Origin of the sequence: Cyanobium sp. Aljojuca 7A6 (genome assembly GCF_024346455.1) — a bacterium.
Taxonomy (GTDB): Bacteria; Cyanobacteriota; Cyanobacteriia; order PCC-6307; family Cyanobiaceae; genus Cyanobium.
In genome coordinates this window covers 18,569-39,004 of sequence record NZ_JAGQCY010000017.1, presented here as the reverse complement: position 1 = coordinate 39,004, position 20,436 = coordinate 18,569, and the positions used below count along the sequence as shown (strand labels likewise).

Annotated in this window: 20 protein-coding genes; 7 read left to right on the top strand and 13 right to left on the bottom strand. The window is 68.5% G+C overall.

Annotated features, from left to right (window positions below; translation table 11 throughout):
• Position 1: 1 nt before the first annotated feature.
• The 7 genes from KBY95_RS13705 to KBY95_RS13675 form a co-directional block, all read right to left on the bottom strand.
• The gene (locus tag KBY95_RS13705; protein WP_254965703.1) at positions 2–1,255 is read right to left on the bottom strand and encodes a bifunctional diguanylate cyclase/phosphodiesterase; all 1,254 of its coding nucleotides are present in this window, start codon (positions 1,253–1,255) and stop codon (positions 2–4) included.
• Complete coding sequence (locus KBY95_RS13700; protein ID WP_254965702.1) at positions 1,198–2,070, bottom strand: PAS domain-containing protein; 873 nt, start codon at positions 2,068–2,070, stop codon at positions 1,198–1,200. The genes KBY95_RS13705 and KBY95_RS13700 overlap by 58 nt, the downstream gene beginning before the upstream one ends.
• A 221-nt stretch (positions 2,071–2,291) precedes the next feature.
• Positions 2,292–4,385, bottom strand: coding sequence for a transglutaminase family protein (locus tag KBY95_RS13695; RefSeq protein ID WP_254965701.1), 2,094 nt, complete (start codon positions 4,383–4,385; stop codon positions 2,292–2,294).
• A 30-nt stretch (positions 4,386–4,415) separates the two neighbouring features.
• Positions 4,416–6,842: a glycogen/starch/alpha-glucan phosphorylase gene (locus tag KBY95_RS13690; protein ID WP_254965700.1), complete on the bottom strand. Its 2,427-nt coding sequence runs from the start codon at positions 6,840–6,842 to the stop codon at positions 4,416–4,418.
• Between the two features lie 105 nt (positions 6,843–6,947).
• Positions 6,948–7,847 (bottom strand): transglutaminase family protein, encoded by a 900-nt coding sequence (locus tag KBY95_RS13685; RefSeq protein WP_254965699.1) that lies wholly within the window; start codon positions 7,845–7,847, stop codon positions 6,948–6,950.
• Positions 7,832–8,812 (bottom strand): alpha-E domain-containing protein, encoded by a 981-nt coding sequence (locus KBY95_RS13680; protein ID WP_254965698.1) that lies wholly within the window; start codon positions 8,810–8,812, stop codon positions 7,832–7,834. Before KBY95_RS13680 ends, KBY95_RS13685 begins: the two co-directional genes overlap by 16 nt.
• Positions 8,806–10,245 carry a circularly permuted type 2 ATP-grasp protein gene (locus KBY95_RS13675; protein WP_254965697.1) on the bottom strand — a complete coding sequence of 480 codons (1,440 nt, stop codon included), beginning with the start codon at positions 10,243–10,245 and terminating at the stop codon, positions 8,806–8,808. Before KBY95_RS13675 ends, KBY95_RS13680 begins: the two co-directional genes overlap by 7 nt.
• A gap of 235 nt (positions 10,246–10,480) precedes the next feature.
• Between KBY95_RS13675 and KBY95_RS13670 the strand changes: the two genes are divergently transcribed.
• The 3 genes from KBY95_RS13670 (at position 10,481) to KBY95_RS13660 (ending at position 12,616) form a co-directional block, all read left to right on the top strand.
• Entirely contained in the window at positions 10,481–10,972 is a 492-nt protein-coding gene (locus KBY95_RS13670) for a PilZ domain-containing protein (RefSeq protein ID WP_254965696.1), read from the top strand.
• A gap of 68 nt (positions 10,973–11,040) precedes the next feature.
• Positions 11,041–11,856, top strand: a complete 816-nt coding sequence (locus KBY95_RS13665; protein WP_254965695.1) for a hypothetical protein — start codon at positions 11,041–11,043, stop codon at positions 11,854–11,856.
• Between the two features lie 13 nt (positions 11,857–11,869).
• Complete coding sequence (locus KBY95_RS13660; RefSeq protein WP_254965694.1) at positions 11,870–12,616, top strand: hypothetical protein; 747 nt, start codon at positions 11,870–11,872, stop codon at positions 12,614–12,616.
• Here KBY95_RS13660 and ureC read toward each other — a convergent pair.
• The 4 genes from ureC to KBY95_RS13640 all read right to left on the bottom strand — a co-directional run bounded on the left by ureC (position 12,601) and on the right by KBY95_RS13640 (position 15,948).
• The gene (gene ureC, locus KBY95_RS13655; RefSeq protein ID WP_254965693.1) at positions 12,601–14,325 is read right to left on the bottom strand and encodes an urease subunit alpha; all 1,725 of its coding nucleotides are present in this window, start codon (positions 14,323–14,325) and stop codon (positions 12,601–12,603) included. The genes KBY95_RS13660 and ureC overlap by 16 nt on opposite strands.
• 6 nt (positions 14,326–14,331) lie before the next feature.
• Positions 14,332–14,649, bottom strand: a complete 318-nt coding sequence (locus KBY95_RS13650; RefSeq protein ID WP_254965692.1) for an urease subunit beta — start codon at positions 14,647–14,649, stop codon at positions 14,332–14,334.
• 23 nt (positions 14,650–14,672) lie between these two features.
• The gene (locus KBY95_RS13645; RefSeq protein ID WP_254965690.1) at positions 14,673–14,975 is read right to left on the bottom strand and encodes an urease subunit gamma; all 303 of its coding nucleotides are present in this window, start codon (positions 14,973–14,975) and stop codon (positions 14,673–14,675) included.
• Between the two features lie 73 nt (positions 14,976–15,048).
• Positions 15,049–15,948 (bottom strand): urease accessory protein UreD, encoded by a 900-nt coding sequence (locus KBY95_RS13640; protein WP_254965689.1) that lies wholly within the window; start codon positions 15,946–15,948, stop codon positions 15,049–15,051.
• Positions 15,949–16,012: 64 nt separating this feature from the next.
• On the opposite strand from KBY95_RS13640, the gene KBY95_RS13635 reads away from it, so the two are divergent.
• The 3 genes from KBY95_RS13635 to KBY95_RS13625 are packed head-to-tail and all read left to right on the top strand — an operon-like array spanning position 16,013 to position 18,233.
• Positions 16,013–16,540 (top strand): urease accessory protein UreE, encoded by a 528-nt coding sequence (locus KBY95_RS13635; protein WP_254965688.1) that lies wholly within the window; start codon positions 16,013–16,015, stop codon positions 16,538–16,540.
• Complete coding sequence (locus KBY95_RS13630) at positions 16,537–17,220, top strand: urease accessory protein UreF (protein WP_254965687.1); 684 nt, start codon at positions 16,537–16,539, stop codon at positions 17,218–17,220. Before KBY95_RS13635 ends, KBY95_RS13630 begins: the two co-directional genes overlap by 4 nt.
• Complete coding sequence (locus KBY95_RS13625) at positions 17,220–18,233, top strand: ABC transporter substrate-binding protein (RefSeq protein ID WP_254965686.1); 1,014 nt, start codon at positions 17,220–17,222, stop codon at positions 18,231–18,233. Before KBY95_RS13630 ends, KBY95_RS13625 begins: the two co-directional genes overlap by 1 nt.
• Positions 18,234–18,238: 5 nt before the next feature.
• On the opposite strand, the gene KBY95_RS13620 is transcribed toward KBY95_RS13625, so the two are convergent.
• Positions 18,239–19,108 (bottom strand): MlaD family protein, encoded by an 870-nt coding sequence (locus KBY95_RS13620; protein ID WP_254965685.1) that lies wholly within the window; start codon positions 19,106–19,108, stop codon positions 18,239–18,241.
• 2 nt (positions 19,109–19,110) lie between these two features.
• Entirely contained in the window at positions 19,111–19,767 is a 657-nt protein-coding gene (locus KBY95_RS13615; protein WP_254965684.1) for a hypothetical protein, read from the bottom strand.
• A gap of 14 nt (positions 19,768–19,781) precedes the next feature.
• Between KBY95_RS13615 and ureG the strand changes: the two genes are divergently transcribed.
• A complete protein-coding gene (ureG, locus tag KBY95_RS13610) occupies positions 19,782–20,396 on the top strand; it encodes an urease accessory protein UreG (RefSeq protein WP_254965683.1) in 615 nt (204 codons plus the stop codon).
• Positions 20,397–20,436: the final 40 nt, after the last annotated feature.

Below are 20,436 nucleotides of genomic sequence, written 5' to 3'. Positions count from 1 at the left end.
TTCAGGCTGCGGCCGTGCCCCTCAGCAGAGAGCCGAAGGCGTCGGCGCCCATGGGCCTGCCCAGCAGGTGCCCCTGGAACTGGTCGCAGCCGAGATTCTGGAGCATTCGGAGTTGTTCGCGGGTTTCCACCCCTTCGGCCAGGGTCATCAGGCCCAGCTCCTTGGCCATCACGATCGTGGCCTTGACGATGGCCAGGTCGGCGTCGTCATTGCCGAGGCGGTCGACGAAGAAACGGTCGATCTTGAGCTTGTCGAGGGGCAGGGAGTGGAGCATGGCCAGGGAGGAGTAGCCCGTGCCGAAGTCGTCGATGGCGAGGCTGAAGCCGCTGTCGGCGAGCTGACGCAGCTGTTCGCCGGCACGGCCTGGATCGTTGAGCAGGGCCGTTTCGGTGATCTCCAGTTCGAGGTTTTCCGGGGCCAGGTCGTAGCTCTGCAGGGCCCCGGCCAGGAGCTCGGAGAGGGAAGGGTGTTCAGCCCCCAGCTGCAGGGCTGAGATGTTGATCGCCAGCTTCCCCAGCCGCAGCCCCTGGCGATGCCACGTGTGCAGTTGCCGGCAGGCCTCCTCGATCACCCAGAGGCCGATGGTGTGGATCTGGCCGGTCCTCTCTGCCAGCGGAATGAAGACGTTCGGGGACACCGTCCGACCGCTCTGATCCCGCCAGCGCAACAGGGCCTCGGCCCCGGCGATGCGGCTGCCGCTGCGATCGATCTGGGGCTGGTAGATGAGCCGCAGCTGCTCCCGATCGATGGCCCGGGCCAGACTCAGTTCGAGCTCAAGGCGTTCGCGCAGCTGCAGGCTGATCTCCGGGGAGTAGACGCGCAGCTGGTTCTTGCCGTGCTGTTTGGCCTCCATCAAGGCCGTGTTGGCACAGCGCAGCAGGGTATCGGGGTCCTGGCCGTGATCCGGGGCCAGGGCCACCCCCAGCGAAGCACTGGGCTGGACCGCCAGGCCGGTATCCATCCCGGGGGTGTTGCCAAGGGTGCGGCGGATGTCCTCCGCCCACTGCAGGGCCTGGCCCCGGTCCGCCATGGCCATGGGTCGCAACAGGATGAATTCATCACTGCCGACCCTGGCCAGCCAGTCGTCCGGCCGCATCAGGTGACGCAGGCAGGTGCCGCTGGCCTGGAGCACCTGGTTGCCGATCTCATGGCCCAGGCTGTTGTTGATCGACTGGAAATTGTCGAGGTCGAGGTTGATCAGGGCGATGCTGTGCTCCTTGCCGGAGGTACGCAGCAGGCGGGCCAGCTGGCGCACAGCGGCGGCCTTGTTGGGCAGCCTGGTGAGGGGATCAACGAAGGCGATGCGCTCCAGTCGCTGCTGGATCTCGTGCAGCCCCGCTCCAGCACCACCTTGAGCAGACCATGGTCGAGCAGCAGGCGGTGCTCGATCCGGTAGGGCCTGCCCGAACGGAAGGAATCCTGGAAGGTGGCATCCACAAGGGAACGGTCCTCCGGATGCACCGTCCGCAGGAACACCTCGTAGGACGGCACCGTCAGCTCCGGGGCGGTGTTGAAGATGTTGTAGGCCTCCTTCGACCAGAGCAGTCCTCCGGTTCGGTGGTTCAACTCCCAGCTGCCCACATGGGTGAGTCGCTCGGCTTCCTGCAGCAGTGAGCCCAGCCTGGAGCTCTCCCGCAGGGCCGTGTCCAGGTCGGTGCGGTCGCGGTGGCTGACAAGGGCCACCAGGCGACCACGCAACTCCAGCACCTGATAGCTCACGGACACATTCCGACTGGTGCCGGAACGGGCCCGGTGGCGCGTGGCGAAACTGCCCCTGGGCTGCTGCCGCATCACCCGCAGTTGATCCCGCATCAGATCCTCGGCCAGGTCACCATCCGCCTGAATCGCAGCTGGATTCAGTGTGAGGAAGTGGTCCCGGTCGTAGCCGAGCCGTTCGTGGGCAGAACGGTTGCAATCGATGTACTGGCCACTGGCAAGATCCAGGACGACAAGATCATCACTGCCCAGATCAGCGGCAAAACGCAGGGCGTCGCCGACGCTGTCGACACAAGGAATCAGCCCCTGTTCTGACGGGGTGCTGAACCAGAACGATGGCACTGATGCTTCCATTCACCAGGGATGTTAGGCATTGTTTTCGGTGCTGACCAGGATGGGGAAGGAAAATCTCCTTCCCCCCCGAAGAGATTCGTGATAACTGCAGCTCTCCTGAAGATTGGACTGGAAATGTGGCTTTCGTCTGCCAGGAAAGTGAAAGAAGGAGAAGAATTGGAGCTTGCAGATCGCCTGCCCCAGCAGTCGTTCTAGCGTATTTGTGCTCCTCGCCTAGCCGTTCAGTCAATCCTCAGGTCGATGGTGTGATCGGTGGGGCACTGGCGCCCCTGCCAGGCGGGCGCGCCAGGAACCGGTCCGGGCACCGGCACCGGGCAGGGTTCTAAGCGGTGGCCCTCGGGATGCAAACGGAAACCGACATCCCCGCCAGGTGTGCGCAGCACAAGCTCCAGCGGCATGTGCGGCTCGATCGCTGGATGCAGGCAGGGGTAGAGCCGCTGGAAGCGAAAGCGCACCGCCAGCACCTGGGGCGCCCCCTCGCCGGCGGGCTCCAGGGGCAGGGGCCGACCGTTCACCAGCAGCTGGCAGTCGCGGCGGAACATCGGGTTGGCCACCACCTCGAAGCGGCGCAGGGAACCGTCGATGAACCGGCTGGTGAAGCCCCCCTGCACGGGGGTGTCGCAGATCAGGGGCCAGGGCTCGGGGGCCGGACGCAGTTCCAGGGCCGGAGCCGCGTCGGCGGAGCCGGCCTCCCCCTGCCAGAGCAGCAGGGGCGGGAAGCGCCACTCCCAGATGGCCCGGAACGGGGCCGGATCCAGAGCCAGGCCATCGGCCGCCAGGTCGGTCAGGATGGCCTCGAGGTCGGCCCAGAGCTGGCTGGGCAGCAGCTGGCGGTCGTGCAGGGAAGAACCCCAGTCGTGCAGCTGGGTGGGACGGTGGCGAGGCTCCAGCAGGTGGGCCGCCAGGGCCGTCCAGAGCAGGGCGATGGTGCTGCTCCAGGCCATGCTGGGCAGGCTTTCGAGGGCCCGGAATTCCACCAGTCCCAGGCAACCGGCCGGGGCACCGGGGTTCCAGAACTTGTCGAAGCTGATCTCGCTGCGGTGGTTGTTGCCGCTGCGGTCGGCGTGGAGATGGCGCAGCGTTTCGCCGATCAGGCCCCGGACATCCCCGAAGGGTTCGCCCGAGGGCTGGCCCTCCGCCTGCTCGATGGCGCGGTAGGCCAGCTCGAGATCGAAGCATTCGCCGATCGCCTCGTCCGGTCGTGGCGACTGGGAGGAGGGGCCCACTCCGGGGCCGCAGAACAGGTAGGCCAGCGACGGGTGCCGTTGCCAGTAGCGCAGGATCCCCGTGAGCCAGGCCGGCCGGGAGAAGAACGGGTGGTGGGCCAGATCGGGGCCGCCCCAGAGCAGGTGATTGCCGCCGCCGGTGCCCTCCTGGCGGCCATCGCCCAGGTCCTTCCAGCTGCGCAGGCCGACGCGGGCACCGACCTCCTCCAGCCGCTGCAGCCACTGGTGGTACTCCAGCCAGTTGTGGCAGATGGGCAGGTTGATCTCCAGCACACCCGGATCGGCCGTCAGGCCCAGCACCTGCCAGCGCTCGCCGGCATCGACGGGCAGCACGCCGCTGAGCCTCGGTGCGGCCAGGTCGCCCAGGCTGTCGGCCACCGCCTGCAGCAACAGGCGCAGCGGTTCGCGCTCCAGGGGGGGCAGGAACAGTTCCCAGCCGTCGGGGTCGATCTCCAGGGTCAGCACCTGGCGGGGCACGTCCTCGGGAAGGTGCTCCAGGGGCAGACGCAGACCCGCTGGACCGGGGGCGCCGGTGAGTTCCCGCAGACTTTCCGCCAGGGGCCAGGGCGCCACCTTCCATTCCACCGGCGCCGCCTCGGCCCCCGTCTCGACGGGAGCCACACTCAAGGGAGCGGCCCAGGCCCGCCGGTCGGGGTCGAGGGGATCCCGCAGCAGCACGGGCTGGAGGGTGAGGCCCAGGAGCCCGCCCAGGCGCTCCAGCCAGGCCGGCCCCTCGCTGGCCCTCAGCGGTGAACCCTCCAGGCCGGGCTGGCAGAGGCCAGGCCAGCGGACCGGCGCCGTGCCGTCGTTGCCCAGGAACAGGCGCAGGGCCCAGCGGGGATTGACCTCACCGTCGTAGCGCTTGCCCGGGCAGTAGAGAAGCGTGCTGCCGCGCCAGATCCGCTGCTGCAGATCAAGGGCGAAGGCCCGGGCGATGGGCAGCTTGGTGGGGCCGTCGGCGGTGACGCTCCATTCCGGCCCTTCCGGTTCGAGGGGCACCAGGGTGGGCTCGCCGCCGAGGGTGAGTTGGATGCCGGCGGCGCGCAGGCGGAACTCGGCCGCCTCGGCCACCCTCTCCATCCAGCTCATGAGGACCAGCTCATGCGGGTTGCCAAAGGGTCATGTTGACGCGTTGGGAATCACGCTGCAGGAGTTGACGGGAACCGGGACCACCTTCCAGATGCGTTCGGCGTACTCCTGGATCGACCGGTCGCTGCTGAAGAATCCGCAGCGGGCGGTGTTCAGCACCGACATCATGCTCCACCGTCCTGCGTCAGACCAGGCGCTGTCGACCTCGTTCTGGGCGCGGCGGTAGTCGCCCAGGTCGGCCATCACCCGGAAGGGATCGCTGCTGCAGAGGTTGGCCAGCAGCGGATGGAACAGGTCGCGGTCGCCTTCGCTGAAGTGGCCCGAGCCGATCAGGTCGATGGCCTCCTTGGCCAGGGCGTCGTTCTCCAGCCAGGGCATCGGGTGATAGCCATTGCGGTTGATCGCCGCCAGCTGCTCGGCGGTGTGGCCGAACAGGAAGAAGTTGTCGTCACCGACCCGGTCACGGATCTCGATGTTGGCCCCATCGAGGGTGCCGATCGTGAGCGCGCCATTGAGGGACATCTTCATGTTGCCCGTGCCGGAGGCCTCCATGCCGGCGGTGGAGATCTGCTCGGAGAGATCGACCGCCGGATAGATCTTCTGACCGAGCTTGACGCTGAAGTTGGGCAGGAAGATCACCCGCAGGCGGCCGTCCATCGCCGGGTCGATGTTGATGATCTCCGCCATGCCCACGATCAGGCGGATGATCAGCTTGGCCATGGCGTAGCCGGGGGCCGCCTTGCCACCGAAGATCACCGTGCGCGGCGGCAGATCCTCCCCGGCCCGCAGCCGCAGATAGCGCTCCACCACCTGCAGGGCCGCCATGTGCTGGCGCTTGTACTCGTGGATGCGCTTCACCTGGACGTCGAACAGGGAGGAGGGATCCACCAGAACGCCGGTGTCCTGGCGGATCGTGGCAGCCAGGCGCTCCTTGGCCTGCTCGCGCACCCCTTGCCAGCGCTCCAGGAAGCCGGCATCGGTGGCCAGGGGCTCCAGCTTCTCGAGCTCGTCGAGGTGCCGGCACCAGTCGGTACCGATGGCGTCGTTGAGCAGGGCGGCCAGGGGCGGGTTGGCCACCGCCAGCCAGCGCCGCGGCGTGACGCCGTTGGTGATGTTGGTGAAGCGCTCCGGCCAGACCTGGGCGAATTCGGCGAACAGGTTCTCCTTCAGCAGGCGGCTGTGCAGCTCTGCAACCCCGTTGACCGTGTGGCTGCCCACCACCGCCAGGTGGGCCATGCGCACCTTGCGGTGCGGGCCTTCCTCGATCAGTGACAGCCGCTCCAGCAGGTCGGGCTGGCCGGGGAATCGGATGCGCAGGGTGCGCAGGAAGCGGGCATTGATCTCGAAGATGATCTGCAGCTGGCGGGGCAGCAGCTGCTGGAACAGTTCCAGCCCCCAGGCCTCCAGGGCCTCCGGCAGCAGGGTGTGGTTCGTGTAGCTGATCGTGGCGGTGGTGATGCTCCAGGCGGTGTCCCAGTCGATCCCATGCTCATCGATCAGCAGCCGCATCAGCTCCGCCACAGCGATCGCCGGGTGGGTGTCATTGAGCTGCACCGCGAACTTGCGGTGGAATTCCGTGACCGGAATCCCCTGGCTGCAGAGGATGCGGAACATGTCCTGCAGGGAGCAGGAGACGAAGAAAATCTGCTGGCTGAGCCGCAGCCGCTTGCCCTGCTCCAGCTCATCGTTGGGATAGAGCACCTTGGAAAGCGTTTCCGACTGCACCTTGTGCAACACGGCCCGGGTGTAGTCGCCGGCATTGAAGGAGGCGAAGTCGAAGGCGTCCGGCGCCTGGGCCGACCACAGCCGCAGGGTGTTGGCGGTGTGCACGCCATAGCCCAGGATCGGGGTGTCATAGGCCACGCCGATCACGGTCTGGCCCCCGATCAGAACCGGATAGCTCCACTCCGGCCGGATCACCTCCCAGGGGTTGCCGCGAGCCAGCCAGGGGTCGGTGCTCTCCATCTGGCCGTTGGGGCCGATCTGCTGGCGGAAGATGCCGAACTCGTAGCGGATGCCGTAGCCGATGGCCGGCAGTTCCAGGGTGGCCATCGACTCCTGGAAACAGGCCGCCAGCCGGCCCAGGCCACCGTTGCCCAGGCCCGGTTCCGGCTCCTCCGCCAGCATCTCCTCCAGGGTGAGGCCGAGGGCTTCGCAGGCGGCCCTGGCCTCTTCCCGCAGCCCGAGGCTGACCAGATTGTTCTCCAGGTGGGGGCCCAGCAGGAATTCCGCCGACATGTACGTGGCGGTGCGCACGTGCTGGCTGGTGTAGGTGTCCACGGTGTCCACCCAGCTGGTCAGCAGGATGTCCCTCACCGCCAGCGACAGGCAGACGTAGTGGTCGTGGGTGGTGGCGAGGGAGGCGGACTTGGCCTGGCTGGAGAACAGATGGCGGCGCATCGCCTCCAGAAGGGCCTGCCCCTTGGGTGGGCAGGGGGCGGGAGTGGAGCTTGCCATGGGGAGATGCCGTGATTGGCGAGGTGGGACCTGTCCTGGCCTGGGGAGTACCGCTGCCGCTGCACCATCGGATACAGGCGAGCGCTCCTTAAGAGTGGCTTCGCTTCAGCGCTGCAGCACCCCGTGCCAGGAAGCGCCCACGGGAGCAGGCTCCAGCAACTCCGCCTCGATGGTCCAGTCCAGCTCGCTTTCCACCCCCTCAGGGCCCGAGAAGCTGCCGTTCACCGCCGCCGTGAGGGTGGGTTTGGAGGAGGTGGCCAGGGTGATGTAGCGGTCGTCGATGCTCCCGGTGCCACTGGGGTCGAAGCCCCGCCAGCCCGCTCCAGGCAGGTAGACCTCCGCCCAGGCATGCAGGTCATACTGCTTCGGGGGAGGCTCCACCAGGTGGTAGCCGCTCACGAACCGGGACGGCAGGCCGGCACAGCGGCAGGTCTCGATCATCAGCATCGCCAGGTCGCGGCAGGAGCCGACCCGCTCCTTGAGGGTGCGGCCCGCCGGCCAGGCCGGGCCCACGTGCCGCTGGGTGTACTTGACCCGGTCCTTGATGATCTCCACCAGTTGGTCGAGGAACATCAGCCCCCTCTGATCGCTGCCCATCAACGCTTCCTGGGCCAGATCCACCGCGGCCGGGTCGTGCTGGCCGTTGGGCAGCCACCCCTCCAGGGAGCCCAGCAGATCGCCGTTGAGATGGCCCGCTGGGTAGGGGAGCAGGGGCTCCTGGTCCTCCAGGCAGGTGGCCAGGGTCGGGGGCGGCTGGGTTTCCACATCGCTGATCGCCTGCACCCGGAAGTTCTCGGTGCTGCCCTCGAAGCGGGCCCGCAGGATCTCATCGCCGCTGGCGGCCACCAGCGGGAAAAGCAGGGTCGGTTCCGGGCTGATGGCCAGGTGGAAATCGAGCAGGCGCTGGAAGCCATGGCCCCGGGGCTTCAGGCAGAAACGGTGGGGGCCCAGGAAGACCGGAGCGCTGTAGCGGTAGTTGAAGGTGTGGGTCAGGCGGACTCGCATGCCGCCTCCTGAGTTGAGGCGCTGCTCGTGGGGGCGATGAAGTAGCGCGCTTCGATCAACTCGTGAAGGCGGTTGAGGTCCGACTGGAAGTTGTCGATCGCTTCGTGCAGTCCGGTGGCGACGAGTTCGTCGATCCTGGTGAAACTCCAGTGGGCCAGGGTGAGCCCGATCAGGCACTCGAGGTCGTCGGCGGGCTGGGGCACCGAGCTGCCGCGGATGATCCGCAGCGTGTCGCTGATCCTCTCCAGGCAGTAACGCACCGAGCGGGGAAAGATCGGATCCAGCAGCAGAAAGGCGGCCACGGCCTTGGGTTCAATGGCCTGCTGGCTCGACTGCCGGAACATCTGGTAGGCCCCCGCCGAGCGCAGCAGGGAAATCCACTGCAGCTCATCAAGCACCCCGCCCACCTCCTCGGGCGAGGGGAGCAGCAGGAAATACTTGACGTCCAGGATCCGGGTGGTCTTGTCGGCCCGCTCCAGCAACCTCCCCAGGCGACTGAACTGCCAGGAGAGATCGCGGCTGAGGGTGGCGTCGGTGATCCCGTAAAAAAGCTGGCAGGCGCGGCGGATCTCCCGCAACTGCTCCTGGGGTGGTTGCTCCCAGAAGTGCTCTTCCTGCAACGTCCAGTAGATGTCGTTGATCTGCTCCCACATCTCCGTGGTGATCACTTCACGGATCTGCCGGGCGTTCTCCCGGGCGTTGCCGATGCAGTTGAGAACACTGCTCGGGTTGTCGGCCTCCCGCACCAGGAAATGGATCACGGCCTCGGGGGTGACCACCGGGCACAGCTCATCGAAGAGCTTGCGGTCGCCGCTGGCCTCAATCAGGGGGAGCCAGGGTTCGGCGCTGCCGGGGGGGCAGTCGAGGGCCATGGCCTCGCTCACCTCCACGAAACGGGAGATGTTCTCGGCCCGTTCGACGTTGCGATTGATCCAGTAGAGCGAGTCGGCAACGCGGCTCAGCATGGGGCTTCATCCACGATCCAGGTGTCCTTGCAGCCGCCACCCTGGGAGGAATTGACCACCAGGGAGCCCCGGCGCAGGGCCACGCGGGTGAGGCCGCCGGGGCTCACCCACGCCTCCTTGCCACGCAGCACGTAGGGCCGCAGGTCCACGTGGCAGGGGTAGAGCTCCCCTTCACTCAGGGAGGGCACGGTCGAGAGTTCCAGGGTCGGCTGGGCGATGTAGTTGCGGGGGTTGGCCTGGATCTTGACGGCGAACTCATCGATCTCCGCCTGGCTGGCATGGGGGCCGATGAGCATGCCGTACCCGCCGGCTTCCGCCACCGCCTTCACCACCAGCTCCCCAAGGTGCTCCAGCACATAGGCCTGATCGTCGGGCCGCGAACAGATGTAGGTGGGCACGTTCTCGATGATGGGCTCCTCATCCAGGTAGTAGCGGATCATCTCGCCCACATAGGCATAGATGAGCTTGTCGTCGGCCACGCCGGTACCAGGGGCGTTGGCAATGGCCACCCGGCCCGCGGCGTAGGCCCCCATCAGGCCCCTCACGCCCAGCAGGGAGTCGCTGCGGAACACGGCCGGATCGAGGAAGTCGTCATCGATGCGGCGGTAGATCACGTCAACCGCCTCAAGACCGGCGGTGCTGCGCATCCAGACCCGGTCCCCTTCGCAGACCAGATCGCGCCCCTCCACCAGCTGAATCCCCATCTGCTGGGCGAGATAGCTGTGCTCGAAGTAGGCGCTGTTGAACACCCCGGGGGTGAGCAGCACCACCTTGGGGGTGTCGGTCCAGGGGGCCAGTTCCCGCAGGGTCTGCAGGAGGTGGGAGGGGTAGTCATCGATGGGCTGCACCGTGCGCCCGGCGAACAGGCTCGGGAACATGCGCTTCATCACCCGCCGGTTCTCGAGGAAGTAGGCCACCCCTGACGGGCAGCGCAGGTTGTCCTCCAGCACCCGCCAGGTGCCGTCGCCATCGCGCACCAGATCGAGGCCTGAGATGTGGCACCAGCGCCCGAGGGGAGGCTGGAAGCCCTGCATCTGGGGCCGCCAACCCTGGGAACTTTCCACGTCGCCCCTGGGCACCACGCCGTCGGCCAGGATCTTCTGGTCGCCATAAACATCGGCCAGGAAGCGGTCGATCGCCTCCAGGCGCTGGATCAGGCCACGCTCCAGGCGCTCCCATTCCTGGGCCCCGATCAGGCGGGGGAGGGGATCGAAGGGGAGGATCCGCTCCACACCCTTGCTGCCGGAGTCGTTGAGGCGGAACGTGGCCCCCAGCCGCTTCAGCAGCATGCCGGCCGCCACGTGGTTGCGGTTCAACTGATCCAGTCCCATCTGGCCCAGGGACGAGAGCAGCGGCTTGAGGGTGGCCCGGGGCTGGTCGGTGGACGTGAAGTACTCGTCGTATCCCTGGTTCGGCTTGTACTGACTGAACATTCCAGACCCATCCGCGCGGTTGGATCCTGCAGTGCCGCCGGGGTGGCCACCCGTTGCCGTTGTTACGAAAACTCGGGGCGCTATCGGCTGGTGGGCTCCGCCAGCCATCGCCGAGCATCCTGCAGGCCCGATCCGCGTCCCCCTCCTATCGCTACATACGATAGCATTCGATTAAGCATTGATCTCACTGCGACACAGAGGGTTCAGGATGAACCCAAGGGCAGGAGCAACGCCGATGTTAACGAATAAGTCCGGGTCCCAGTCCTCTAGAGCCTCAAGCGCGTCAGGCGTCCTGCTGCGTGACAAGGAAAGGGCTGGCGCCCGCCGAGACAAGCGGGCCTACGCCCGTCACGCGATCGAGAGCTGCCGCACCATCGCCCTCCGGCGCCTGGACGACGATCGCCAGCCCACCGGCCGCTGGTTCCTCGCCGACGTCGCCGATGTGGGTGTGGGTGGCATGTGCCTGGTCGCCTCCAAAGAGCAGTCCCTTGAAATCGGGCAATGGCTGCTGATGGATCTGCGCGCCCATCCCGGCTTTGGCCAGTTGCGGATGCAGGCCCAGTTGCGCTGGCTCACCCGGGCCCACTTTGCCCTCACCTTCGGCGTGGCCTTCGCCACCCCCCTGAAGGACGTGCCGGTGCTGTCGGTGGAGCGACGCAGCACGCGCCGGGATCCCAACCAGGAGGACTGGGCCATCGAGGAGGAGCGGGCCCTGGCGCTGTCCTGAGGCGAGAGCCGGATGGCCCAACCCAGCTTGATGGGCCTAAGGTAGGTATACCTACCGAAATCAGTGCCGTGAGCAGGAGCGAGCCGGGTTCTGTGGGTGCTGCCGTCACGCTCTCCCCAGCGTCCACCTGGTTCCTGCTTGGCTCACTCCTCACGGCCGGCTTGGTGTTGGCCTCGGAACCGGCGCAGGCCATCGGCACCACCTTCAGCTTCAACCTCGGCAGCACCACCGCCACGCCCTCCGGTCCGCTGGCCTCACCGAAGAAGACCTTCACCGCCAGCGCCGACGGCCGCTCCCTCAACCTGGTTTTTCAGAACGCTCTGCAGCCCAACGGCGACGCCAAGCCCGTGAGTGCGACCGCCGACGGCCTCTGCATCTACAAAGCCGGCGGGGCAAGCACCAACTGCGGACTCAGCAGTCCCGGAAACGACTCGGGCGTGGCCAACCAGGACTCCATCGAGCTGTTCTTCGACCAGCAGGTGGAACTGCTCAGCTATCGCTACGGCAGCCTGCGGGTGGCCCCGGGCAATCCCCTGCTCACCTGGGCCGACCCCAACAGCCCGGTGGTGTCCAACGAAACCCTGTTCGACAAACAGATCAACACCACCTACGCCTTCTCCAATCCCTTCATCGTCCAGGCCAATCAGATCCTCACGATCACCGGCACCGGCGGAGGCGGTGGCACCAGTTCCACTGAGGCCCTGCTCAGTGGGCTGGTGGTACGAGCCCTCCCCCAGGAACCACCCACCACGTCGAACGTTCCCGGTCCCCTGCCCCTGCTCGGGGCCATGGCGGCCTTCGGCTGGAGCCGGCGGCTGCGTTCCCGCCTGAGCCCCATCGGTCCCGTCGCCTCCCCCTGTGACCGCAACGGATCCGGGGCTTGAGACGAGGGCCCCAATGGGCCCGGTTTCATCGCTGGCCTCCATCCTGCTCGCCACGGCCCTGGCCTTGTTCGGCCTCTTCGTGCTGGCCGTGGTGGCCAGCGCTCTTCCGGTTCAGGTGCTGCAACGCGACTGGCAACAACGCTTCATCGAACTGGTGATCGCCAATTCCGGGTTTCCCATCGTGGGATTCGCGTTTGTGCACCTGGCGGCCCACGTGGAGCCGGAACGCCTCGAGCTCTTCCAGCTCCGCCAACAGCTGAGGCGCTGGGCGGTGCTGATCACCGTTCTGTATCTGCTGCTCATCCCCCTGCAGCTCTCCATCACCGTGCGTCAGTTCAGCGACCGCACCGCCCTGCAGGCCGAGCAGCGGCGCCGGCTCAGCGGTCAGTTCAGCAGCTTCGCGGCCCTGATCCGCTCAGCCCCTGATGCCCTCAGCCTGCAGCGGCAACTGACGCAGGCCAATGGGCCCGCCCTCTCCGCGGCCGACCTGGCCAAGCCGATGCCCCAGCTGCGCCAGGACCTGCTGGCCGCCCTCCGCCAGGCCGAGGCGGCCATGCCCGCCACCATCCAGCAGGCGACCCCCCTGACACCCCTGGTCTGGGCGGCCGTTCGTGATGGCCTGCGCCTGATCGGTTCGTCCCTGCTGATGGCGATCGCCTTCGCCGCCGGCGCCCAGGGCCGCACCAGCAGCCGCACCCTCCTGATGCGCCTGCTCAGCTTCTGGAGGTCGTTCCGGCGGCGGCGTTACAGCAGGAAGTAGCGCTGGGCCATCGGCAACACCTCCGCCGGCTCGCAGGTGAGCAGTTCCCCGTCGGCGAAGACCTCGTAGGTCTGGGGGTCCACCTCCACCTTGGGCAGGGCGGTGTTGTTGCGCATCTGGGCCTTGCCGATGCCCCGGGTCTGGACCACCGGCACGCAGGCCCGCTTCAGCCCGAGGCTGCTGGGCAGGTCGGCCTCAAGCGCGGCCTGGCTGACGAAGTTGAGGCAGCTGCCGGCCAGCGATCCGCCGTAGGCCGCGAACATCGGCCGGCCATGCACAGGACCTGGCGTGGGGATGGAGGCGTTGGCATCGCCCATCTGGGCCCAGACGATCGAGCCCCCCTTGATCACCAGCTCCGGCTTGACGCCGAAGAACCCCGGCTTCCAGAGCACCAGATCCGCCAGCTTGCCCACCTCCACCGATCCCACCTGGCTGTCGAGACCGTGGGCGATGGCCGGGTTGATCGTCACCTTGGCGATGTAGCGCTTCAGACGGTGATTGTCGTTGCGGTTGCCGCGGGGGCCTGTGGCGTCCTCGGACAGGAAGCCCCGCTGCACCTTCATCTTGTGGGCGGTCTGGAAGGTGCGGGTGATCACCTCCCCCACCCGGCCCATGGCCTGGGAATCACTGGCGATGATGCTGAAGGCGCCCAGGTCGTGGAGGATGTCCTCGGCGGCGATCGTCTCGCGGCGGATGCGGGATTCGGCGAAGGCCACGTCCTCCGGGATGCGGGGATCGAGGTGGTGGCACACCATCAGCATGTCGAGGTGCTCCTCGAGGGTGTTGACGGTGTAAGGGCGGGTGGGGTTGGTGGAACTGGGCAGCACGTTGGGCTCGCCGCAGATGCGGATGATGTCGGGGGCATGGCCGCCGCCGGCGCCCTCGGTGTGGAAGGTGTGGATGGTGCGGCCGCCGATGGCCCGGATCGTGTCCTCCACGAACCCCGCCTCGTTGAGGGTGTCGGAGTGGATGCAGACCTGCACATCGAAGCGGTCGGCCACCGTGAGGCAGCAGTCGATGGCGGCCGGGGTGGTGCCCCAGTCTTCGTGCAGCTTCAGGCCGCAGGCGCCCGCCCGGATCTGCTCCTCGAGGGCGGCGGGGGTGCTGGCGTTGCCCTTGCCATAGAAACCGATGTTGATCGGCAGCCCCTCGGCGGCCTGCAGCATCCGCGCCAGGTGGAAGGCGCCGGGGGTGCAGGTGGTGGCATTGGTGCCGGTGGCCGGGCCGGTGCCGCCGCCCAGCAGGGTGGTGACGCCACTGGCCAGGGCGGTTTCGATCTGCTGGGGACAGATGAAGTGGATGTGGGTGTCGATCGCTCCGGCGGTGACGATGTGGCCCTCTCCGGCAATGGCCTCGGTGCCAGGCCCCACCACGATCGTGACCCCATCGGTGATGTCGGGGTTGCCCGCCTTGCCGATGGCACAGATGCGGCCGTCCCGCAGGCCGATGTCGGCCTTGACGATGCCCCACCAGTCGAGGATCAGGGCATTGGTGATCACCGTGTCCACGGCCCCTTCGGAGCGTGGGGTCTGGGCCTGGCCCATGCCGTCGCGGATCACCTTGCCGCCGCCGAACTTCACCTCATCGCCGTAGGTGGTGCAGTCGCTCTCCACCTCCAGGATCAGGTCGGTGTCCGCCAGCCGCAGCCGGTCACCGGTGGTGGGGCCGTAGGTCTCGGCGTAGGCGCGGCGGTCGATGCGATAGGGCATGGGAGTTCAGTCGAGGGGGCCGTTGACCAGACCGTTGAAGCCGAACACACGTCGCTCGCCGACGTAGGGCACCAGATCCACCTGGCGGGTGTCGCCGGGCTCAAAGCGAATGGCGGTACCGGCCGGGATGTCGAGCCGCAGGCCCCGGGCCGCCTCGCGATCGAAGTGGAGGGCGTCGTTGGCCTCATGGAAATGGAAGTGGGAGCCCACCTGCACAGGGCGGTCGCCGCTGTTGGACACCGAAAGGCTGGTGACGGGGCGACCGGCGTTGAGCACAAGGGTCCCCGGTTCGGGGATCAGCTCGCCGGGGATCAGGGGGGCCATGGTGGGGTGGGGGTGGGGTGGGGTCAGCGGATCGGTGCATGGAGGGTGACGAGCTTGGTGCCGTCGGGAAACATCGCCTCGATCTGAACTTCAACGATCAGCTCGGGCACACCCTCCATCACCTGCTCCCGGGTCAGCCAGGTGGTGCCGTCCCGCATCAGCTCGGCCACCGAACGGCCGTCCCGGGCACCTTCCAGCACCTGGAAACTCAGCCAGGCCACGGCTTCGGGGTAGTTGAGCTGCAGCCCCCTGTTCATTCGGCGTTCGGCCAACAAGGCGGCGGTGACGATCAGGAGCTTGTCTTTCTCCTGAGGGGTCAGGTGCATGGGCCCGGCGGCAACCGGTTCATCCTGTCAGGGACGGGAACGGCCAAGGTTCCTGCCGCACCTTTCTCCGGTCTCAGCCCAGCGGCTGCTCCTGGAAGGGCCACACCCGCGGGATCTGGGGGGCGCCCAGCCCCTGGACAGCGCGCAGCCGTGCCCACACCCGGGTGAACCAGCAACGGGCATCGCCGCTTGAGGCGCCCCGATAGCGGGCCACCAGGCCCTGGTCGAGGGCTCCGCAGGCCATGCTCCCGCTCAGCCCCTGGCGATCCCTGCGGCAGTCCTCCAGCAGCTGAACCATGGCCTCGCCAGCCAACGGCTCGGGCGCGGCCCACACCAGCGACCCGAACACCGGCACGCCGTCCATGCCGTGGGAGCCCTTCAAGCTGGAGCCCCCCAGCTCGATCCGATCCACCAGCTCCCAGCGGTCAGCTTCGGCGGCGGTCGCCCCAAGACGGCGGATCTCCAGCAGGGAACGCCAGCGCCCCTCTCCCAGGTCCTCCCCAGCCGCCGTCCGGCCCAGGCGCACCACCTCACCCCCCAGCCAGCCGGCCCCCGGGGCCAACGTCACCCGGGTGCGCTGCTCGAACAACCCCCCCGCATACAGCACCAGCTCCTGGGGCAACCACTCCAGGTCGGCTCCCGCCTCCACGGCGAACGCCAGGTCCTGGCTGACCCAGCTGCCGGCCGGCGCCCGACGCGAGCGACCGATCGAGCCATACACCTTCTGGGCCGCCACGCTCGTGAGCAGGGCCCGGCTGCCGGCCTTCAGGGTGGCGGCGATGCTGAGTCGGTCGCCGCCCACCAGGCCACCCGCCGTGTGCAGGATCGGCAGCTCGCAGCGGCCATCGGCCTGCTGGAAGGAGCGCTGCACCTTGAGCGGCGAGGTGGTACTCCCCTGGTGTCGCGTGCCCTGGGGCCCCCGGGCAAACCGAAGAGTGGCGGTGCCGCACCAGTCGCTGGCTGTGTTGCCCATGGGCCTGCGGATCCCGACTCGAACGGGCACACTCTGGGGGTGAAACGCCGCGACGTCCCAGCCCATGGCCGAGAGGGAACCGGAGCCACTGCTGCTCACCGGCCGGGTGGCTCCGGGCCAGGTCGCCAGGGGCGATGCCGCCGCCGCGCCACTGCAGCTCGAACTGAGCGCCGATGAACGCACCCGGCTGCGGGGCCATCGCCGCAGCCGTTGCGGCCATGACCTGCTGCTGCAGCTGCCCCGAGGCGCGGCCCTGGAACCGGGCGAATGGCTCTCAGGCCCCGACGGCACGCCCAGGGTGCAGGTGGAGGCCGCCGCCGAGCCCCTGCTGCTGGTGCGCTCAGGCCATCCCCTGGCCCTGCTGCGGGCCGCTTATCACCTCGGCAATCGCCACGTGGCCCTTCAGGTGGGGCAGGACGGCCTCCGGCTCCTGGACGATCCAGTGCTGGCGGATCTGCTGCGCCAGCTGGCGGACCTGCATCTGGAGCGGCGGCTGGAGCCCTTCCTGCCGGAGGCCGGCGCCTATGGCGGCGCCCACGACCATGGGCATGACCACACCCACGCCGCCGGGATTCCGGCGCCGCAGCCATGAGCCTCAACCGGCTGCGCCTCTTCCAACTCGTCAGCCCGGCCCTGCCGGTGGGGGCCTTCAGCTATTCCGAGGGCCTGGAGGTGCTGGTTCAGACGGGCCAGCTGCGGGACGCCGCCAGCGTGCGCCGCTGGCTGGAGGCGGAGCTGGACCGCGGCGCCCTGACGATCGAGGCGGCCAGCCTGGGCCGGTTGATGGACGCCCTGGCCCGCTGGCGTGAGGCACCGGACGGGCCTGCCTGGCAGGAGCTGCTGGAACTGGACGGCTGGCTGCTGGCCCAGCGGGAGGCGGCCGAGGTGAGGGCCCAGCAACGCCAGATGGGCCGCTCCCTGCTGCAGCTGCTGGCGGACCTGGGCCTGCCCCTGCCGCATGGACGCACGCCGCGGCTGGCCTGGCCAGCCGCCTGGGCCTGGGCGGGGCTGGCCCTGGAGATCGCCCCCCAGGAGGTGGTGGAGGCCTACCTCTACGGCTGGATCGCCACCCAGCTCAGCGCCGCCGTGCGACTGGTGCCCCTGGGCCCCACCGAATCCCAGCGGTTGCAGCTGGCCCTGGCGGCCGCCATCGCCTCGCGGGCTGGGGAACTCGTGGACGCCGACCCCGAGACCCTCTGGAACGGGGGCGTGGGAGCGGGCCTGGCCCAGCTTGGCCATGGGGAGCTCTACTCGCGGTTGTTCCGCAGCTGATGGCCAGTGCAGGCAAGACCAGCCGGCGGCGGGCCCTGCTCCTGCTGGGCGGTGGCGCGGCGGGCGGGGCCTTGCTGGCTGCCGGATGCGCCCGCCGCTCACGGCCTCCGGGCCCGCCCCGCCTCGGGCTGCTGCAGTACGTCCGGGGTGCGGCCCCCGAGGCCGCCCGCCGCGGGTTCGTGCGGGCCCTGGCCGGGGGCGGTTTCCGGCCGCCGGCCAGCCTGACCCTGCTGAACCGCTTCGCCGAGGGCAGCATGGCCACCAGCCGCGCCCAGGTGATCGCGCTGCTGGAAGACGGGGTCGACATGCTGGTGGCCATCGGCACCCCGCCCCTGACGGCGATCCTGGCCGTCGCCCCCGCCCGGGTGCCGGTCGTGTTCATGTACTGCTCCAATCCCTGGGGGGCGGGGGCCGGCACCAGCTACACCAACCATCGGCCCAACGTGGTGGGCACCGTGAGCACCAGTCCCCTCGCCGAGCAGCTCGACCTCGCCCGCCGGATCAGCCCCGGCCTGTCCAGCGTCGGGCTCCTGTTCAACCCCTCCGAGGCCAATGCCAGCTTCGAAGCGGAGCTGCTGCGCCGGGAAGCCAGCCAGCGGTCGATCGCGGTCGAGATCGAGCCGGTGTCCGGACCGGGGGAGGTGACCCGTGCGGCTGACGCCCTGGCCACCCGGCGGGTGGGGGCCCTGGTGCGGGTGGGCGACTACGCCACGAGCGTCGGCTTCCCCGCCCTGGCGGCGGCGGGTCTGCGCCACCGCCTGCCGGTCTATTCCGTTGATCCCTCCGACATCGCCACACCGGGTTGCCTGGGGGTGGTGGGCTGGGATCCGGAAGCCGATGGGGCCCTGGCCGGGGATCTGGCGGTCAAGGTGTTGCGCGGCCGCTCGCCGGCCGATCTGCCCTTCGAACCGGTGACAGAGAAGCTCCTGCTGCTGAATCGCCGTACGGCCCGGGCCATCGGGGTGACCTTCCCGCCCGAGCTGCTGCGCCAGGCCAACCGGCTGGTGGGGTGAACGGCTCAGCGCAAGTGGTCGCGCAACAGATCCCCAGGCTGCTCAATCAGCTTGAACAGCCAGCTCTCGTTGAGGGTCTTCACGAGGCGGTTGGTGGCGGCGGCCATGGTGGTCAGCTCCCGCAGGGTCTGGAGCAGCAGCGGCCGCGTCTGGGTTTCGGTGCTCTCCAGGCGCCGGATCAGGGCCGAAAGATCAGCGGCAGTGCCGTCGGCGCGGCTCTCCAGGCGTTCCGCCAGGGCGCGGGTGGCTCCCAGGGTGCGGTTCAGCTCGCTGCTGCTGCGCTGGGTGTCGGCCTCCAGCCGCGTCGCCAGACGACGGGTGGCAGCCAGGGTCTGGTCCAGCTGATCGAGGCTGCGGGGCAGGCGAGTCTCCGCCAGGTTGAGGCCGCTGCTGAGGGCCCGCTGGAGGGGGATGCGGCTGCTGGCAACCTCAGCGAGCAGGTCCTCGAGATCCGGACGACTGGTGAACACGAGCGTCTCGCCATCGCCGATCGGCGGCTGACCCACCGCCGCCGGATCGGGCGTGATGGCGATGTAGCTGTCGCCCAGCAGCCCGACCTGGGCCAGCTCCGCCCGGCTGCGGCGCCCCACCATGGAGCGGTAAGGATCCCGCAGCTCCAGTTCCACCAGCACCTGGGCATCAGGCTGAAGCAGGATGCGGCGCACCTGGCCCACGGCGAACCCCGAGATCCGCACCGCCATGCCCGTCTGCAGGCCGGCGGCATCGAGGGTGCGGAACTGCAGCCGCACGCTTGGCGCCAACCAACTGTTGGAGCGGGCGATGCCCACCACGAACAGCCCCAGCAATCCCACCGCCCCCGCCAGGAAAACCAGGCTCTGGAGGCCAGGACGGCGCTGCGCTGCGGTCGGTGTCAAGGTCAGCTCCCTCCCAGCCGCAGGGGATCGACGACGATCGTCCAGAGCAGGTCAATGCAGAACAGCATCCCCAGGCCCAGCAGGAATGAGCGGGACAGGCGGGAGGCCATCGCCATGGCGCCGGCCGAAGAGCGCCTCCCCTGCTGCAGGCAGATGGCGGCGGTGATCGCGCCATAGAGGCCCGCCCTGGCCAGGGTGGCGGCGAAGCGGGCCGGCTCCAGCTGGCCAACCAGGAAGCCCACTTCCGCCACCACATCGCCCTGGTTGAGGGTGAGGCTGGCCGTGAGGATCACAGCGGCCATGTAATAGAGCAGCAGCACGATGCTCAGCAGCCCACTGGCCAGCAGCTCGGGCCCCCAGGAGCCGGGGGAACGCCGTTCCCCCAGCAGCCGCGGACCGTCCCGAAGCAACAGCAGCAGGCTGACCAGCAATGGGCCCAAGAAAAGCAGCGTCCGCACCGCCAGCAACTCGACCGTGAGCCTGGACAGCTGTTGCAGCGGACTGCGCAGCAGCTCAATGAAGCCAAGGCAGACCACAACACCAGTCCCCGTCACCGTGGCGACGAGGCGCCCATCCAGACGCTCAAAGCGGCGGATCAGCCTGGGGATCGGTTCATCACTCACCGCGGCCATCGGCGCTGGCGCCAGGATGGCACCCATCCTGGGATGGGGCGATGGGCAGCAAGCTGAGGGTCGGGGTCGCAGGGCCGGTGGGATCGGGAAAGACGGCCCTGGTGGATGCCCTCTGCCGCCGCCTGCGGGAACGGTTGCAGCTCGCCGTCGTCACGAACGACATCTACACCCAGGAGGATGCCCAGTTTCTGACCAAGGCCGGCTCCCTGGCCCCCGAGCGGATCCGGGGGGTCGAGACCGGGGGCTGCCCCCACACCGCCATCCGTGAGGACTGTTCGATCAATCGGGCCGCGGTGCAGGAGTTGGAGGAGGCCTTCCCGGACCTGGATCTGGTGCTGGTGGAAAGCGGTGGCGACAACCTGGCGGCCAGCTTCAGCCCGGAGCTGGTGGATCTCTGCATCTACGTGATCGACGTGGCCGCCGGCGACAAGATCCCTCGCAAGGGAGGGCCTGGCATCACCCGCTCCGACCTGCTCGTGATCAACAAGATCGACCTGGCTCCCATGGTGGGCGCCAGCCTCTCGGTGATGCAAGCAGACACCGAACGCATGCGCGGTGGTCGCCCCTGGTGCTTCACGAATCTGCGCAGCGGCGAAGGGCTGGATCGTGTCGAAAGCTTCCTGCTGCGGCAGCTGCCCGCAACCGCCACTTCCTGACCCCCACCCCCCGGTCCACAAAGTTCAGAACGGCGATTCT

Excerpts from the sequence above, each read along its gene's own strand:
- KBY95_RS13630 (WP_254965687.1), top strand. The coding sequence starts at position 16,537 with ATGAGCCTCAACCGGCTGCGCCTCTTCCAACTCGTCAGCCCGGCCCTG.
- KBY95_RS13645 (WP_254965690.1), bottom strand. The coding sequence starts at position 14,975 with ATGCACCTGACCCCTCAGGAGAAAGACAAGCTCCTGATCGTCACCGCC.
- KBY95_RS13615 (WP_254965684.1), bottom strand. The coding sequence starts at position 19,767 with ATGGGTGCCATCCTGGCGCCAGCGCCGATGGCCGCGGTGAGTGATGAA.
- KBY95_RS13660 (WP_254965694.1), top strand. The coding sequence starts at position 11,870 with ATGGGCCCGGTTTCATCGCTGGCCTCCATCCTGCTCGCCACGGCCCTG.
- KBY95_RS13640 (WP_254965689.1), bottom strand. The coding sequence starts at position 15,948 with ATGGGCAACACAGCCAGCGACTGGTGCGGCACCGCCACTCTTCGGTTT.
- ureG (WP_254965683.1), top strand. The coding sequence starts at position 19,782 with ATGGGCAGCAAGCTGAGGGTCGGGGTCGCAGGGCCGGTGGGATCGGGA.
- KBY95_RS13700 (WP_254965702.1), bottom strand. The coding sequence starts at position 2,070 with ATGGAAGCATCAGTGCCATCGTTCTGGTTCAGCACCCCGTCAGAACAG.
- KBY95_RS13680 (WP_254965698.1), bottom strand. The coding sequence starts at position 8,812 with ATGCTGAGCCGCGTTGCCGACTCGCTCTACTGGATCAATCGCAACGTC.
- KBY95_RS13695 (WP_254965701.1), bottom strand. The coding sequence starts at position 4,385 with ATGAGCTGGATGGAGAGGGTGGCCGAGGCGGCCGAGTTCCGCCTGCGC.
- KBY95_RS13635 (WP_254965688.1), top strand. The coding sequence starts at position 16,013 with ATGGCCGAGAGGGAACCGGAGCCACTGCTGCTCACCGGCCGGGTGGCT.
- KBY95_RS13675 (WP_254965697.1), bottom strand. The coding sequence starts at position 10,245 with ATGTTCAGTCAGTACAAGCCGAACCAGGGATACGACGAGTACTTCACG.
- KBY95_RS13690 (WP_254965700.1), bottom strand. The coding sequence starts at position 6,842 with ATGGCAAGCTCCACTCCCGCCCCCTGCCCACCCAAGGGGCAGGCCCTT.
- KBY95_RS13650 (WP_254965692.1), bottom strand. The coding sequence starts at position 14,649 with ATGGCCCCCCTGATCCCCGGCGAGCTGATCCCCGAACCGGGGACCCTT.
- KBY95_RS13685 (WP_254965699.1), bottom strand. The coding sequence starts at position 7,847 with ATGCGAGTCCGCCTGACCCACACCTTCAACTACCGCTACAGCGCTCCG.
- KBY95_RS13670 (WP_254965696.1), top strand. The coding sequence starts at position 10,481 with ATGTTAACGAATAAGTCCGGGTCCCAGTCCTCTAGAGCCTCAAGCGCG.
- ureC (WP_254965693.1), bottom strand. The coding sequence starts at position 14,325 with ATGCCCTATCGCATCGACCGCCGCGCCTACGCCGAGACCTACGGCCCC.
- KBY95_RS13625 (WP_254965686.1), top strand. The coding sequence starts at position 17,220 with ATGGCCAGTGCAGGCAAGACCAGCCGGCGGCGGGCCCTGCTCCTGCTG.